At 45.1% G+C, this 15,781-nt stretch carries 10 protein-coding genes and 1 pseudogene; 5 read left to right on the forward strand and 6 right to left on the reverse strand.

All coding sequences use genetic code 11. The features are described 5' to 3' along the window. Window positions 1–183: 183 nt before the first annotated feature. The 3 genes from AC08OG_RS09260 to AC08OG_RS09270 all read left to right on the forward strand — a co-directional run bounded on the left by AC08OG_RS09260 (window position 184) and on the right by AC08OG_RS09270 (window position 5,156). Window positions 184–1,383 carry a cyanate transporter gene (locus tag AC08OG_RS09260; RefSeq protein WP_439503452.1) on the forward strand — a complete coding sequence of 400 codons (1,200 nt, stop codon included), beginning with the start codon at window positions 184–186 and terminating at the stop codon, window positions 1,381–1,383. 213 nt (window positions 1,384–1,596) lie between these two features. Beyond that, on the forward strand, window positions 1,597–2,838 hold the full coding sequence (locus tag AC08OG_RS09265) for an ATP-grasp domain-containing protein (protein ID WP_292357424.1): 1,242 nt from the start codon (window positions 1,597–1,599) through the stop codon (window positions 2,836–2,838). Between the two features lie 317 nt (window positions 2,839–3,155). Then, window positions 3,156–5,156 carry a hypothetical protein gene (locus tag AC08OG_RS09270; protein ID WP_482929360.1) on the forward strand — a complete coding sequence of 667 codons (2,001 nt, stop codon included), beginning with the start codon at window positions 3,156–3,158 and terminating at the stop codon, window positions 5,154–5,156. A gap of 128 nt (window positions 5,157–5,284) precedes the next feature. On the opposite strand, the pseudogene AC08OG_RS09275 reads toward AC08OG_RS09270, so the two are convergent. After that, window positions 5,285–6,823, reverse strand: a pseudogene (locus AC08OG_RS09275) (GGDEF domain-containing protein); the annotation flags it as partial. A gap of 254 nt (window positions 6,824–7,077) precedes the next feature. Beyond that, the gene (locus AC08OG_RS09280; RefSeq protein WP_482929361.1) at window positions 7,078–7,710 is read right to left on the reverse strand and encodes a LysE family translocator; all 633 of its coding nucleotides are present in this window, start codon (window positions 7,708–7,710) and stop codon (window positions 7,078–7,080) included. A gap of 89 nt (window positions 7,711–7,799) precedes the next feature. On the opposite strand from AC08OG_RS09280, the gene AC08OG_RS09285 reads away from it, so the two are divergent. After that, on the forward strand, window positions 7,800–8,492 hold the full coding sequence (locus AC08OG_RS09285; RefSeq protein WP_482929362.1) for a transglycosylase SLT domain-containing protein: 693 nt from the start codon (window positions 7,800–7,802) through the stop codon (window positions 8,490–8,492). A 61-nt stretch (window positions 8,493–8,553) separates the two neighbouring features. Here the strand turns inward: AC08OG_RS09285 and AC08OG_RS09290 are convergent, their stop codons facing one another. The 4 genes from AC08OG_RS09290 to purL form a co-directional block, all read right to left on the reverse strand. After that, entirely contained in the window at window positions 8,554–9,003 is a 450-nt protein-coding gene (locus AC08OG_RS09290; protein WP_292357434.1) for an RT0821/Lpp0805 family surface protein, read from the reverse strand. Window positions 9,004–9,136: 133 nt separating this feature from the next. Beyond that, window positions 9,137–10,789, reverse strand: coding sequence for a sensor domain-containing diguanylate cyclase (locus AC08OG_RS09295; RefSeq protein WP_482929363.1), 1,653 nt, complete (start codon window positions 10,787–10,789; stop codon window positions 9,137–9,139). Then, window positions 10,744–11,247 carry a hypothetical protein gene (locus AC08OG_RS09300; protein WP_482929364.1) on the reverse strand — a complete coding sequence of 168 codons (504 nt, stop codon included), beginning with the start codon at window positions 11,245–11,247 and terminating at the stop codon, window positions 10,744–10,746. The genes AC08OG_RS09295 and AC08OG_RS09300 overlap by 46 nt, the downstream gene beginning before the upstream one ends. 118 nt (window positions 11,248–11,365) lie before the next feature. Beyond that, on the reverse strand, window positions 11,366–15,250 hold the full coding sequence (gene purL, locus AC08OG_RS09305) for a phosphoribosylformylglycinamidine synthase (protein ID WP_482929365.1): 3,885 nt from the start codon (window positions 15,248–15,250) through the stop codon (window positions 11,366–11,368). A gap of 78 nt (window positions 15,251–15,328) precedes the next feature. Here purL and AC08OG_RS09310 point away from each other — a divergent pair, with 78 nt between their 5' ends. Further along, window positions 15,329–15,769: an RDD family protein gene (locus AC08OG_RS09310; RefSeq protein WP_439503459.1), complete on the forward strand. Its 441-nt coding sequence runs from the start codon at window positions 15,329–15,331 to the stop codon at window positions 15,767–15,769. Window positions 15,770–15,781: the final 12 nt, after the last annotated feature.

Genomic DNA, 15,781 nt, shown 5'->3' on the forward strand with positions numbered 1-15,781 from the left:
TAGCTGCATGAACAATTGAATTTGAACAATAGATAAACTCCCCTGCCCAACTTAAACCCGCTGTAATAATCACTATTCGCGCCATCTAACTATTTGCTTAGTTTTCCCTTGCCCGCCAAAATGGCGTGTAGCTGATTTGCAGCAACTCTTTCTCTTCAATAAAAACCAAATTAAAGGAATGGCATGTCCGCCAGAGAACACGACGCTTCAGCTCTGCAGAAAATTATTTTTGCTGTGGTAATTGTGCTGGTAGCATTAAATCTGCGGCCTATCCTGGCTTCAGTAGGCCCGCTACTTCCTGCGATTCAACAGGATATAACCCTAAGCTTCAAGCTCGCATCATTACTGACAACCCTGCCTGTATTTGCAATGGGACTGTTTTGTCTCGCCGGTTACCAACTCGCCCATCGTTTTGGTGTAAATCAAATCATTCTCTTTTCAATTGTGCTGATTGTTTTGTCTGCGGCATTACGTTTATGGGCTTTCGATGCCAGTAACCTGATCATCACTGCGTTATTGGCTGGACTGGGGATCGCCCTGATTCAGGCGTTGATGCCAATGGTGATCAAAAATATTTACGGTTCACAACATCCTAGAATGATGGGGCTGTATATCACCGGCATTATGTTGGGAGCAGCAATCTCAGCGTCGATTTCCCCGTTCATTGAAGCTGAATACGGCTGGCGGATGGGTCTGGGCAGCTGGAGTCTGCTGGCATTAATAGCACTGATAGCCTGGTGGTTTTACAAGCCCGATGCAAAACGTTTTCAGGATGATGACGCACAAATTGTGGCTACTCCGGGCCTATGGCGTAATAGGCGCAGCTGGTATCTGGCAATCTTTTTTTCATTGGGTTCCAGCTGTTATGTCTGTGTTCTGGCCTGGTTATCACCCTATGCCATAGAACAAGGATACACTGCAAAGCAGGCCGGCCTGATGCTTGGTCTTCTCACTGCGATGGAAGTCGTGGCCGGTTTATTATTTCCCGCTCTTTCGGCTAAAAATATCGACAGGCGCCGAATTCTTTATGTGCTATGTACACTGCAAATTATTGGATTTGGTGGTATGGCATTTAGACCGGATATAAGTTTATGGTTGTGGTCAGCGATTGCCGGGTTAGGTATTGGCGGGATATTCCCCATGGCATTAATAGTGACCATGGATCATCAAACAAACTCTCTGCTGGCTGGCAAACTGGCTGGGTTTGTTCAGGGTATAGGCTCAATGATTGCAGCTATCGCACCATGGATCGCGGGCTGGATGCGTGATTCATTGCAAAGTTTCACTATGGCCTGGGTTGCTCTCACTGGACTTGGAATACTTGCCTTATTAATGGCCCGCGCCTTTAACCCAAGCCGATATGTTGCCGTTTATCCACACTAAGAAGCTAATTTAGCCTTGTTAAATTCCCGCAGATGAAACCAATTTAGCCTTAATCAGTCCCCTTTAGTGTCTCATTATATCTCGCATGGGCATTGGCCCCCTGCATGACGATGGCGTCCTTCAATGACCTTTAAACAGTTCCGGTGATTATCAATATCACCGTGAAATCTGTAAGGTATTGTTTTATTTATTAAATTTCAAAGGTGGTAATTTATGGCAGAATCAGCGAAACACAGCTTCAATCCAGATAAAGGTTATATCGCATTACTGGGATGGAGTCTGAACGCTGTTGAAGCTGCCGAATCATTCGATCGACAATATGTTGTCGTCGCGCCTGATTGGGCAGAAGAATATTGCACTGAACACAACATTCCCTATATCAAATGGAATTTTGAACGACTCAATGATCGTTCGCTTGAAATCGCCCAAACACTGCAGGAAGCCGGTGTTGATGTGGCGATTCCCTTATTTGAAGAAACGGTTGAATGGGCCGGAGCAATCAACTCAGTGTTAATGAATAACCCCAGACTATTTGGTCAGTCACTGTTATTACGTGATAAAGCCTTGATGAAGCGTCGTGCTCAGCTGGGTGGCATTCGGGTTGGTATTTTTGAAGAAGCACATGATAAAGATGATGTAGTCCGTTTTCTGAAACGCGTTAATCAGACTCTACTCAAATTGGATGGCGATCCTAATGACCCTATTCATCTGAAAGCATTTGATAAAGCAGGTTGTCTTGGACACCGGGTGATTCGTACACCTGACGAAGTGGATATGATTCCGGATGAAGAATTTCCGGTATTAATGGAGTCGCATTTGGATGGCTGGGAATTTGCTGTCGAGGCCTGGATCCATAACGGTAAAATTCGTTTTCTGAATATTTCGGAATATGTCACGTTAGGTTATTCAGTGTTTGTTCCGGCAACGCCTGAACTTGAACAATATCGTCCAGAAATAACCAGACAGATCGAAAAACTGATTAAAACGTTTGATATTGAATTCGGTTTTGTACATCCGGAATACTTTGTTACCAGTGATGGTGAAATGTACTTCGGTGAAGTCGCCTATCGTCCACCCGGTTTTAAAGTATTTGAATTACTACAGCGGGCATATGGCTTTAATGCTTACCATGCGTTGATTCTTTCTTTCGATCCGAAAACGACTGAAGAAGAAATCAGCAGCTTCTTCCCGAAAGAAGTAGTGGATGCCAAAGGCGTCGCTGGATGCTTTGGGGTTTATCCTCGTCGTCGCGTGGTCAGCCGTTTGGAAATTCCACAGGAAACCGAAGATAATCCCTATTTCGATTATCATGAATTGACTGCACCACTGGAAGAAACCGTCACTAAACGCACCGCCTTTGGTACACATTGGGGTTTGCTATACTTCTTCGGCAAAGATCCCGTCGTGATGCGTGATTTACTAAAAGAACAGGAATCATTGGATTTCTATATTTAGTCGATTACTCTAGGGCTTGTTAATCTTTCATCTCCATCTCTGTTGTGAGCTGAAAAAGCGTCAATCAAGGCACGAGGAGCGCCTTTTAGTTATTCTAAATAAGCGACTAGTAACGTAGAGTGGCGCTTTTTCAGTCACAACCCGAAGGGCTGGGGCTATTTTCCCGCCCTACGTCGTTGGAAATGACTTATGTAGAACAACTACATCGCATCATTTCCGCCTTGTAGGACGGAAAAATAGCCTCCAGCAGTGTTGGATATGAAAGATAAACAAGCCCTAAGCACACATGCAGTAAAAGCAGAAAGCAGGTAAACAGTTTGATTGAATCCAATGTCATTGAATATCCAGATCCGAATCAGTCCTTGTTGATTGAACGTCTGGATGAAGCCATTAAGCAATTGGAACAGGCGCCAAGTTTTAGCAAGCCTACCAAGGCTGGGCGCTTGTTTGATACCGTCAAGCGGGTTTTGCATGCCGATGGTGGCTTCAAGATTATTTCACAGCATATTGAGCGTATCGAAAAAGCTGGTGCGTTTGATAATTCAGATTATGCCAAACCGCAGATCCTGATACCGGCGCTGAGTGCGCCGGCACTGCTCAGTAATGATGTCTATACGGTGATTATTGAAACCTTAAGCGAATTAAGGTTTTTGGCAGTGACCAAACAGGAATATGTGCATCCGGAAATTTCGTCAGAACAGGCTCATCATTTTCTGACACAGGTACTGGCCGTTAATCTGAAACGCTTATTTTCGGCAGCCGATGAAGCAGAACGGGAATTGCAGGGTCGTTTGGCTGAGATCAGTCGGGGCTTGTTGCACCATCTGGCAGAAAGCATTGGCTATGAGCACGTTATTGATCAATTAATTGATGAAATCTGGCGAATTCTGCAGCAACGGCCTATTCAAGTCGATCATGTCAAACAGATGGTGACGCAAATTGCTATCTGCCGCCAAAATCCCGATATTGATATGGGCAATAGTGGTCAGGGCGCCGATCGATTGATTAGCAGTCTGTTCGGGCCAACACAGGCCTGTAGAGAAGATCCGGGCGTCGAAATTTATAAGCAACGACTGCAGAGCATGGACAATGCTGCACTTCAATATGAAGCCAGCGGTTTTGCCCGTGCGATGCATGATACCGGTCTGGTGTCGCCCTATCACTCTGTATTACTCAGACATTTATCGGAAGAAACTGATTATCTGTTAAGTGAGGCATTGGGCTTATCCTCTACCGGTCGAGATTGTCTGCTGAGTTTCAGTGATCTGGTACGGGCACTTATTGCTAAAGCTATTCATCCTGAAACCGCTCAAGCTGTTTACGGTCTTTCCTTAATGCTGGAGCGTGGCATTCTTTATCAACCTGCAATGGCGCCCTCTTTATGGCGACAATTATCGCTCCCTCTCTCTCCAGCGGCAGAAGAACGTTTGAATTCGTTATTTGGCGATTCTCCAGGTGCAAGCAGCCGATTACTGGAAGGCGTGTTATGTGTGCTTGGACAGCCTTTAGGCATTGGCCAGGGTAATAACCCGACCTGTCAGTCGGCCAGAGCGATGTCGATGTGGGCCTATAACGATCCGGATTATCTTTTACAGATGGTGGTTTGGGCGGCACGTGATGATGAAATCATTATGCATTTCGAAGGTAAGGCAATTTCATCACAAGACAGTCTTTCAGGTCTCGCCAGTCATTTACCCATGGATCTGGATCCGGTTTCACTTATCCTGGTACCGCATCTGGATCGGATTTATGCCGAAATGGGCCGTTGCTGTATTGATCGTGAGGGTGATCCTCATCGCTGGGTTAATCCGGAGTTTCATGGCTGGTGGTGTGGTCGCGGATTCAGTATTAATGTTGATGTAGCCTCAGGCAAACTAATGCAGCTGGAGGTGTTTCTTAGACATTTCTATGCCAGTTATCACCCCTATTACAATGACAATCAGCCTTTGATTCATCCTCAACCGGCAGGTATTGCGGTTACTGATAGTGCCCTGCGGTTTGTTGGCTGGCATGCGATTACTATCTTAAGGGTTACACTGGATCCAAATAGTGTCATGCGAGTCTATTTCTACAATCCCAACAATGACAGCGGTCAGAACTGGGGCGATGATATTCAGGTCAGTACGTCGGGAAATTCTGAACGGTTTGGCGAAGCATCCTTGCCTTTTGAGGAGTTTGCCTCGCGGTTGTACATATTTCATTATGATCCGTTAGAGCCTGGCCAATTTGCATTGGTCAAATCTGAAGAATTACAACGTGTAATAGATCGTATTCATCGTAGCTGGGGAGCCAGTCGCTTACCTGAACTGAACGATTGAATAAAGCTTGGTTATCTCTAAAGATGACAACAGCATCGGAGATAAAAGATAAAAAAACCTAAGGCAGCTCAAAATGATTTTCGTGTGATGGTCTGTCGTTTGAGTCGGAGTCTGACTGAGTTAAACTAGCCACCTGGTTTCTTCCCCTGTTTTTCGCTTGATATAGTGCTTTATCAGCCTGATGAAACAATTCATCCAGATGACTGCGTCCATCCCATTGCGCCACGCCGAGACTAGCTGTAACGTTGATTTTCTGATTTCGGTAAAGAACTTCAAGTGATTCAATTTCCGCTCGAATACGTTCAGCCACCGTATTAGCCAATTCATGATCAGCGCCGGATAAAAAAACCAGAAACTCTTCCCCCCATACGTCCAAATAAATCTCTGGGCCTGATAGCACTACTGATCGGCTCTACAATATTACACAACACTAAATCGCCGGCTTCATGCCCCAGGTTATCATTGACCTGTTTGAAGTGATCCAGGTCGATCATTATGGCGCTGGCAGTTTGTCCATCCAACCTTAAACGCTGTAACTCACGCTGTACTTCACCGAGAAAATGTCGCCGGTTGGGAATACCCGTCAGCTCATCAGTTGCGGCACTTTTAGCCAATCGTTCATTGGCTTTTTGCAATGCTTGATTGACCTCTTTCAATGCCAAAGTGCGTTCGTTCACCCGCTCCTCTAAAAACTGGTTTTGTGCTTTTAATGCATTTTCATGTTGTTTAAGCACATCACGTTGATCAGAAATCTCTTGAATCAGCATCGCCAGGCCAATCGAGACGACAGCAATAATGGCAAGATATTCCTGCGTCAGCCAAACGGCATTCTGTGGTGTATTGACGATTATCGGATGGGTACCACGCATTAAGTGTTCGACAGCAAAAACGGTAATCAAAGCAACCGTTGCTGCTGCACCGACGACGCCCAAGCGAATTGCAGCCAAAATACCAAGCAATACTAACCAGATAGGCGTGAAAAACAAAAAAGCTTTTTCATAGGCTTCAACGGTAAAGCTTTGATAACCAATCACAATCACAGCCGTCCAGAGAATTAATGCTTCCAATAAATAATGTAATTTAAATTGTGGCTGCCCTGCCTGGAGCCAGCGCCATAAAACCACAATCAATGGCGTTAATACCAGCATGGCCAACGCATCACCAAACCACCACAACTGCCATAAATTAATATAGCTGGTGTCGGTTCGCCCCATTAATACATAGACGATAGCTCCAGAAAGCCCGGCGAATGAAGCCGATAAAAATGGCGCAAAAAATAAAAAACATGCACCATTTTTAAGGTTTTTGAAATTAAAATTCTGACCACTTTTGCGTCGGATAAAAAAAGCTGCCAGTGAAACCGAAGCAATGTTGATTATTGCAAAACAGCTTGCTGCCCAGACCGGAAATGCCGGGATAGACGCTACTAGCTCTGCAATGATGCCGGCTATTGCAACAAAGGGTAGATAATGTTTTGGATAAATCAGAAATGCTGCCAGTAATATCGCATTGGGAGGCCAGAGGATGGCGATACCTTCGGGGGTGATGGTCTGATGAATGGCCACCAGGGCACCAAAATAATAGGCCAGCCCAACCAGCACCATCGCTTTAACAATCTGTAAGTTCAGATATCGGCTGAACAGAAAAACTGGTTTAGAGCCAATCATTAGCAGATCGCATGTATAACGTGATTAACAAACACCTAAAACCATCCGCTGACCATTAACCTGGCTAAAAATATTTTATCAATCATCTTCCCCCCAAGAACCGGATGAATTATTCATCTGTTTCAGTTTATTTTCTGTCGTCATTTATAACAAATGACAGAAAAATAATGCTACTGCCAGCATTTTCTTCATTAAAGTCCTTTAATGAACGTTTGATATACCTCTTATAGCTGTAAAGCCATACATTTATATGGTTATTTCCATAATGATAAAACTATCATTGCTCCGACACCGACTAACAATATTGCGGCCAGTTTATTCAAGTATTGATGTCCTTGTTTGAAGTACGACTGACCGACAGTTGCTGCCAGAAAGGCATAAACACACTTTACCCCTCCTACCGCTATAAACGTCACTAGAAAAATAACACCGGTGTCGGTAAGGGTTAACTCACTTAATGTGACCCAGGCAGGGAAAAATCCCATATAAAACAGAATCGCTTTATGATCTGCCAATGTCACAATAAACCCCATTAAAAAACTGCTTTTTAATGAGATCCGTGGATCAACTTGTAAAGCGGGTTGTTTCAAGTCTTTTTGACGCCAAAGCAGTATTGCCAGCCAGAATAGATACGCCGCTGCCAGCATCCGGATAAGCAATTCCCAGTGACCTATTAATGGCAGTAACAAGCCCATACCATATAGTGCAATACTGATAAACAGAATGTCGGCCATCACAATGCCCAAAGCTACGGCAGCACCATGGCTGAAGCCGTATACAGCGGCTCTGGAGGAGACTAATAGCACGCTTATACTTGGTATGGCGGCCAGTATTGCAAGGCTGATAAATAACCCCAGAGACGTATGTATATCTATAGTTAATTCCATTTATAAAAGACTCGCTGTAATGCATAATTCTGAAAGTGGCTCTGCTATTCTGACATGTAATGCTTTTACCAAACTAATTTGGCAATATCATGATGACAGCTCGTCCAGCAAAAGCTTTATTGATGCATGAACTTTTTATTAAGTTGTCGATTGTAAGCATGTTATTGCTATTCGTTTTAATAACGACCAGCTGCTCCGATACCACAGTTAACCTGCCTGACAATCAACAGAATCTATGTGAGTTGTTTCGTGAACAACCCCGTTGGTATGACTACGCAAAAGTATCAGAAATAAAATGGGGAACCCCTGTTTCCTCACAAATGGCTTTTATACAATCGGAATCGAGTTTTCAAAGCCTTGTTCGCCCACCTAGAAGCAAATTACTGGACTTAATTCCTTGGTCACGAACATCATCTGCTTATGGCTATGCCCAGGCGCAAAATCAGGTTTGGCAGGAATATCTGGCAGATAACGCCAGTCCCTTGGCCCGTCGGACACATATGAAATATGCCACAGACTTTATCGGTTGGTACAACCAACGCAGTCAACGCATGTTAGATATCTCTATGGATAACCCTAAACATCTATACCTGGCATATCATGAAGGTCAAACCGGCTATCGGCGCGGTAGTTATCAGGCTAAACCACAGGTACAGCTTAAAGCCAGGCAGGTAAGTGAACGAGCCAAAAAATACTCAAACCAACTCGCTGAGTGTGAAGATGAGTTTAAATGTCGTCATTTTTGGCAGATTGGTCCATTCTGCCCAAAGAAACAGTCCTGAAATTTATTTTAGCCATAAAAAAACCGGCTGACGCCGGTTTTTTTATCAGGTTTATTGTGGGTTACTGATTTACCCATTCCCCATTGGCGTTACGGCAAGCAGTGCCTTTAACGACTTCACGTTGCCCGTCAATATAGGCGTCCATCTCGTATTCGCGACATGGGCGGTCATTCGTTTCATAGGTACGGGTAGGAGTAACACTGTATTGTGCTCCGGTATCAGGATTATTCCAGGAATTAGTACGTCCTGTAGGGGTATTTTCAAATGTTTCATATGTGCGGCGTCTGTCCAGCTCATCCATTTCACTACCAATATGACCACCCACCATTGCCCCTAAAATAGTACCGCCTATGATGGCTGCGGTTCGTCCAGTTCCACCACCAACATTAGAACCAAGTACACCACCTGCAACACCGCCTAAACCAGCCCCCACGTTTTGTTTACTCATCTGACAACCTGCCAGACTGACGGTAAAAATTGCTGCGATCATTATCGTGAATAGGGTTTTCATACACTGTCCTTATTATTTTTTTCAATTTATAAACTTCTGACTATATTCTAACGGATTAAATTCATTACTCTTGGGCGTGAAGCACACCTTTACATAAATTTTCACTTTGCAAAATAATTACCCTTTATATGATCTAAGGAGAGGCAACCTCTACACGGTTTCGACCAGACTGTTTTGCCCGATACAGGGCCTTGTCAGCATTCTGTAGCAGCTGGTGTGGTATATCTCCTCGTCCATCCCAACTACTAATACCCACCGAGATAGTCAAACTGCCCAACTCTTTGTCCTGATAAATAATCGTTTTGGCAGCAATTTTTTCCAATAACGTATTGGCTCGATCCAACGCGTCCTGAAGATGGGCGGCCGGCATCAATACAACAAACTCTTCGCCACCGTAACGACAGGGTATATCTGTTTCACGAAAATGCTCTAACATCAATGAAGCAACTATACGCAATGCCATGTCACCCGCGTCATGACCAAAACGATCATTAAACTGTTTGAAATTATCGATATCACAAATCAGCAGAGATAATGATTGTTGATAACGCTCAGCAAGTTGGAGTTCACGTTGCAGGGCATCATCAAAATACCGGCGATTTTTCAAGCCAGTCAAAGCATCTTCAAATGACATGATATGCAGGTCTTCTCTATGCTTGATACCACTCAACGTCACGCTTAATCTATCAATTGCCCTGAATATAAATTGTTCAATCACTTGCCGCATTTCTGATGTTTCAGTGGAAAGATCCAGCAGTTCAAAGGTAATGAACGTTTGTTTACCCAGCCGCAAATCATCAATCTCAATTCGATACTTATCATTCAAAACAGAATTTGGTGATAAATCCGCAAATTCATTGAAGGTCGATACACGCAGCTGTAGTGGTGCAAAAACCTTATGTAATTCCTGACAAATCATATTACCGGCCTGCTGCAGGCTCTGGCTAGGTTGTAGTCGACTTATCAGGGTTTCCAGTCGAAGGCTGAAGTCATTGATCAAAGCCAGTTGATTTGCCCGTTGCTGTTCAAGTAACACGTAATTCTGTAAAGCAGCAGTTCGTTCGCTCACCCTCTGTTCCAGCAACACATTTAATTCTTTTAAAGCCAGTTGGATCTGCCGATAATGTCTTAACGAAACAACCACCAGAATTAACGCAAAGATTAACCCGCCAAAGGCCAATGGAAAGTTCACCCAGGGCACAAAACCATGAGCAATAATCATATCAATCAGAAAAAATATGGCATAAATTCCAAACGCCCCCATGACCAACCTTTGTTCGGTATTCATCACCGTGAAATGACGAATACAAAACCAAAGCATGATCACCAGTGTGATAACAAATAACATATCGAAAATCGGGTAGAAATGGGCCAGGTGCCAGGCTCCAAACAATGTTAATAACAGACACAGCACTACATAAAGCATATGCATTTGGGCGATACGCAGCATCAATTTACCGCTTTGTACGGCGAGCCAGTAATTGAGTATCAATGCGATAAAAATCGGAATCGAAAAATACGATATAGCCGCTAAATAGGTTTTTGCTAACGGCGCATATATCAGTAGTTGTAATGCCTGGCTTTCTCCCAGCAGATTTCCTGCACTGGCAAGTGAAAATAATCCAAGATATATAAACTCACGGTTATCACCGCGCATTGCAGAAAATGCAAATGCAATCAGTGCGATAAAGAAAAAGAATGCCGAAATCACTAAATCGCTATGCGAATTATTGAGTATATTCAGTAATGCTGCAGAGCGTTCAAGCAGCTTCTTTTCTCCCCACAAACCAATATCGGTGTAGTCAGAATAGACCCGGAAGTATAGCGTACGGCCAGCAAAATCATCTGGCAGACCAATGATATGCCATGGCCACCCCGCATACTCCCCTTTCCCTCCGCATCAAATTCACCAAAGCGATAAATAAGCTGCTGATCGAGATAAACCTCGGCAATTAAATCAATACTGGAAATAAACACGACTGGATCGATCAGATTTATATCTGGCAAAGTGGTGCGATACCAGATATTTTCTTGGCCCTGCCGATCAGGAGGATAGGTAGGCTTGGGAATGGACTGCCAGTCGGCATGACTTTCCTGATCCGGCATGGTCCATACCGGTTTTCCATCAACAAATGGTGAATCTCCCCAACGATATTGCCAATTTTCGAGATCTTTTTGTTCAGAGGTGGCTGCAAACAGTATTCCGTGAGACGCCAATAGCATTATTAGTATCAGCAGACGCATCAAACGTCCTGCCAAGTAACACTGGTTGTTGGTTGAGTCAGTCATAGGCGTTAAGCGTAATGCTTTTATCCTCAGATAAAAAAATACCCCTTGATGGACTCAAGAGGTATTCAATTTTTTAGCCGACCCAACGTCTTGCATTATGGAACACCCTTAACCATGGTGCATCTTTGCCCCAGTCATCTGGATACCATGAATGCTGAACACTACGGATGACCCGTTCTGGATGCGGCATCAGAATAGTGACACGGCCATCTGTGGTGGTAAAACCGTTATGTCCATTTGCAGAACCATTAGGATTAAAAGGATAACGCTCAGTGGGCTGACCATAATGATCTACATAACGCATCGCCACTAACGCGTCCGACATACTGCCACCTTCGCTGAAGTCAATCCGCCCTTCTCCATGTGCAACGGCAATAGGCATGATCGAACCCGCCATATCCTGCAACAGAATTGATGGTGATTCGGTGATTTCAACCAATGAGAAACGTGCCTCAAACTGTTCAGACAAATTACGACTGAACCGCGGCCAATGCTCACTGCCAGGAATCAATGATTTCAATTGTGACAGCATTTGACAGCCATTACATACGCCAAGCGAGAAGGTATCTTCACGGGCAAAAAACGTCGCAAACTCATCGCGTGCACGCGCATTGTGTAAAACGGTACTGGCCCAGCCACGCCCGGCTCCCAGAACGTCACCATATGAGAAACCACCACAGGCCACCAGACCTTTGAAATCAGCCAGAGAAACGCGACCTTCAACAATGTCGCTCATATGTACATCCACTGAAGTAAAGCCAGCATGATCAAATGCTGCGGCCATTTCCAGCTGACCATTGACACCCTGCTCACGCAGAATCGCCATTTTAGGTCGCTGTCCACTGATAATAAATGGCGCGGCGACTTGTTCTTTGAGATCAAAACTCAGCTTAGCGTGCAAACCGGGATCTTGCTCATCATCCAATGCAGCAAATTCCTGCTCGGCACAATCAGGGTTATCACGCAATGCCTGCATCCGGTAGCTGGTTTCAGCCCAGAATTTTTGTAATACCTGACGACGCTGGTTTAATACTTGTTCATTATTAACGCTTATTTGAATCGTTTGATCTGTTGAGACTTCACCAATAATATGACTGTGTTTGCTTAAATCAAACTGCTGCAGAACTTCCAGTACAGCATCTTGATATTCAGCCTTGATCTGGATGACGGCACCCAGTTCTTCATTAAACAGCACTGGTAAAGCTTCACCCAGTCCATTCAAATTGATATTCAGACCACAATGCCCGGCAAAAGCCATTTCACATAAAGTGGTGATAAGACCCCCATCACTGCGATCGTGATATGCCAGAACCAGTTGGTCCTGCTTCAATTGCTGCATGGCCGCAAAGAAGTTTTTCAGAGTACGTGCATCGTCTACATCCGGACCACGATGCCCAACCTGATTATAAACCTGGGCCAGAGCTGAGGCTGCCAGACGGTTATGACCGTGACCGAGATCCAGATAAATTAAACGGGTTTCACCCAGATCGGTCCGTAATTGTGGCGTAAGCGTTTTACTGGTATCGGTAACAGGCGAAAATGCGCTGATAATAAGTGATAACGGCGAAGTAACCGCTTTGGTTTCGCCCTTTTCCTCCCAGACTGTTTTCATCGACAGCGAATCTTTACCCACCGGAATGGCAATGCCCAGTTGCGGGCATAAGTCCATGCCAACGGCTTTGACAGTGTCATATAACAAAGCATCTTCGCCGCTATGACCACATGCGGCCATCCAGTTGGCTGACAGTTTGATATCACTTATTTTCTCAATATCCGCCGCAGCAATATTGGTTAATGCTTCACCAATCGCCATCCGACCCGATGCCGGAGCATCAATAACCGCCAAAGGTGTACGTTCCCCCATTGACATGGCTTCACCCAGTAAGCCGTGGTGATCTGCCAGCGTTACTGCACAATCGGCAACCGGCACCTGCCAGGGGCCTACCATCTGATCCCTGGCCACCAGGCCAGTTATACTGCGATCACCGATGGTAATCAGAAAGTTTTTGCTGGCGACCGTTGGTAGTTTTAATACCCTCTCCAATGCCTCACTAACAGTAATACCACTCAGTTCCAACTCGGGTTTAGGTATGCTGTGATGTTTGACATCGCGCAGCATTTTTGGCGGCTTACCCAATAGCAGCGATAACGGCATATCGATTGGATTATTTTCAAATTGGGCATCACCCAGCAATAGATGCTGGTCTTCGGTGGTTTCACCTACAATCGCCCAGGGGCAGCGTTCTCTTTCACAAATGGCCTGGAACAACTCAATATCTTCAGGGTTTACGCCTAATACATAGCGTTCCTGAGATTCATTACACCAGATTTCCATCGGTGACATGCCCGGTTCATCATTTGGGATGACCCGAAGTTCAAATCGCCCGCCACGACCACTGTCATCCACTAACTCCGGAAACGCGTTGGATAAACCACCGGCACCAACGTCATGAATCGAAACAATTGGATTTTTATCATTAAGTGCCACACAGCGATCAATAACTTCCTGACAACGGCGCTCCATTTCCGGATTACCGCGTTGCACCGAAGCAAAATCCAGTCCCTCTTCACTGGTACCGGAAGCCACCGAGGAAGCTGCACCGCCCCCCAGACCTATCAACATTGCCGGGCCACCAAGCGCAATCAGCTGCGTGCCTGGTTGCATGATATGTTTTTCAACATGCTGAGGTCGAATACTACCCAGCCCACCAGCTACCATGATGGGTTTGTGATAACCCCGCATTTCAAAGCCATCATCAGATGGCACTTTAGCTTCATAGGTGCGGAAATAACCGCATAAATTGGGGCGGCCAAATTCATTGTTAAATGCCGCGCCACCTAATGGGCCATCAATCATGATTTGCAAAGCAGAAGCGATACGGGCCGGTTTGCCGTAATTGGTTTCCCATGGTTGTTCAAAGCCGGGAATCTGCAAGTTTGAAACCGAAAAACCGGTTAAACCTGCTTTAGGTTTAGAGCCACGTCCGGTGGCACCTTCATCACGAATTTCACCGCCGGCACCAGTCGCCGCACCAGGAAAAGGTGATATAGCCGTTGGGTGATTATGGGTTTCAACCTTCATCAGAATATGCTGCTGCTCGCCTTCGTAGCAGTAGTGATTATCACTCATATCTACCTGAAAACGATGGCTGCGTGGGCCTTCGATAACGGAAGAGTTATCGTTATAAGCTTTAACGACACCTTCAGGATGTTGTTCGTGAGTATAACGAATCATATCGAACAGGCTGCGATCCTGGGTTTTGCCATCAATAATCCAGTCAGCCTTGAATATTTTGTGACGGCAATGCTCAGAGTTCGCCTGAGCAAACATCATTAATTCTATGTCATTCGGATTACGATTAAGTGCTGTGAAATTATCAAACAGGTAATCAATTTCATCATCAGCCAGAGCAAGACCCAGATCTTGATTGGCTGCAACCAGTGCCTGACGTCCACCGTTAAGGATATCTACAGATAATAATGGTCTTGGGGCTGTATGCATGAACAATTGTTCAGCGTCTTCTTCATTATCAAAAACACTTTCAATCATGCGATCGTGCAATTTTGCTGCAATCGTAGCGCGTTGTTCACTGCTGAGAGTAGATTGGCAGGTGACATAAAAAGCGATACCGCGTTCAACCCGAACAATGTCTGTTAAACCGCTGTTATGCACAATATCGGTCGCTTTACTGGACCAGGGCGAAATAGTCCCGGGACGCGGAGTAATTAGAAACAGGTTTTCCTGAGCTTGCGCGCTGCTACTGCCTTTACTGGCTTCGAGCATCTCCCCCAGGGTAACAAGATCCGTTTGATTAAGTTGACCATCACTTTCCAGTTCAGCGAAATAGTGATATTCACTTCTTAACGCACTGACTGCAGCGACTTCAGCGCGGATAGCGCGCAGCAATTTTTCAATTCGGAAAGCAGAGAAAGCCGGACGGCCAACCAATTGCAGCATTTGAAACCCAATTCAGAGAAAATTAAAGCGATAATGATACTTTATACGCCCGAATTCGCCCAATAAAATTGAGCTTTAATGATGACTGAAAATAGTTCCACACCCCGTAAACCCAGCCCCTTCAGACTACTTGCTGTGATGTTGTATGACAGCATGTTATTGGTCTCGGTACTGTTAGTCGCCGCTGCCGTTGCGGTAGCCCTTAATGGCGGTGAAGCAATCGGTGCCAATAATCCATTCTTTTTTGTCTATCTGCTGGGCGTGGCATTTATTTTTTATGGCTGGTTCTGGACCCATGGCGGACAAACACTTGGCATGCGTGCATGGCGGATTTATCTCATCAGCGGCAATAATACCGGGATAAACTGGCAGCAGGCATTTCTGCGCTTTATGGTCGGCCTCTTTTCCTGGCTGCCATTAGGTTTGGGATATTGGTGGTTGTGGCTGAGCCCCGATAAACTCAGCTGGCATGATATTGCTTCAGGTAGTTACCTGGTGTATTCACCTAAAGAGAAATAGCGGACTAAGCCT

The sequence above is a fragment of the Methylophaga sp. F7 genome, assembly GCF_056863975.1.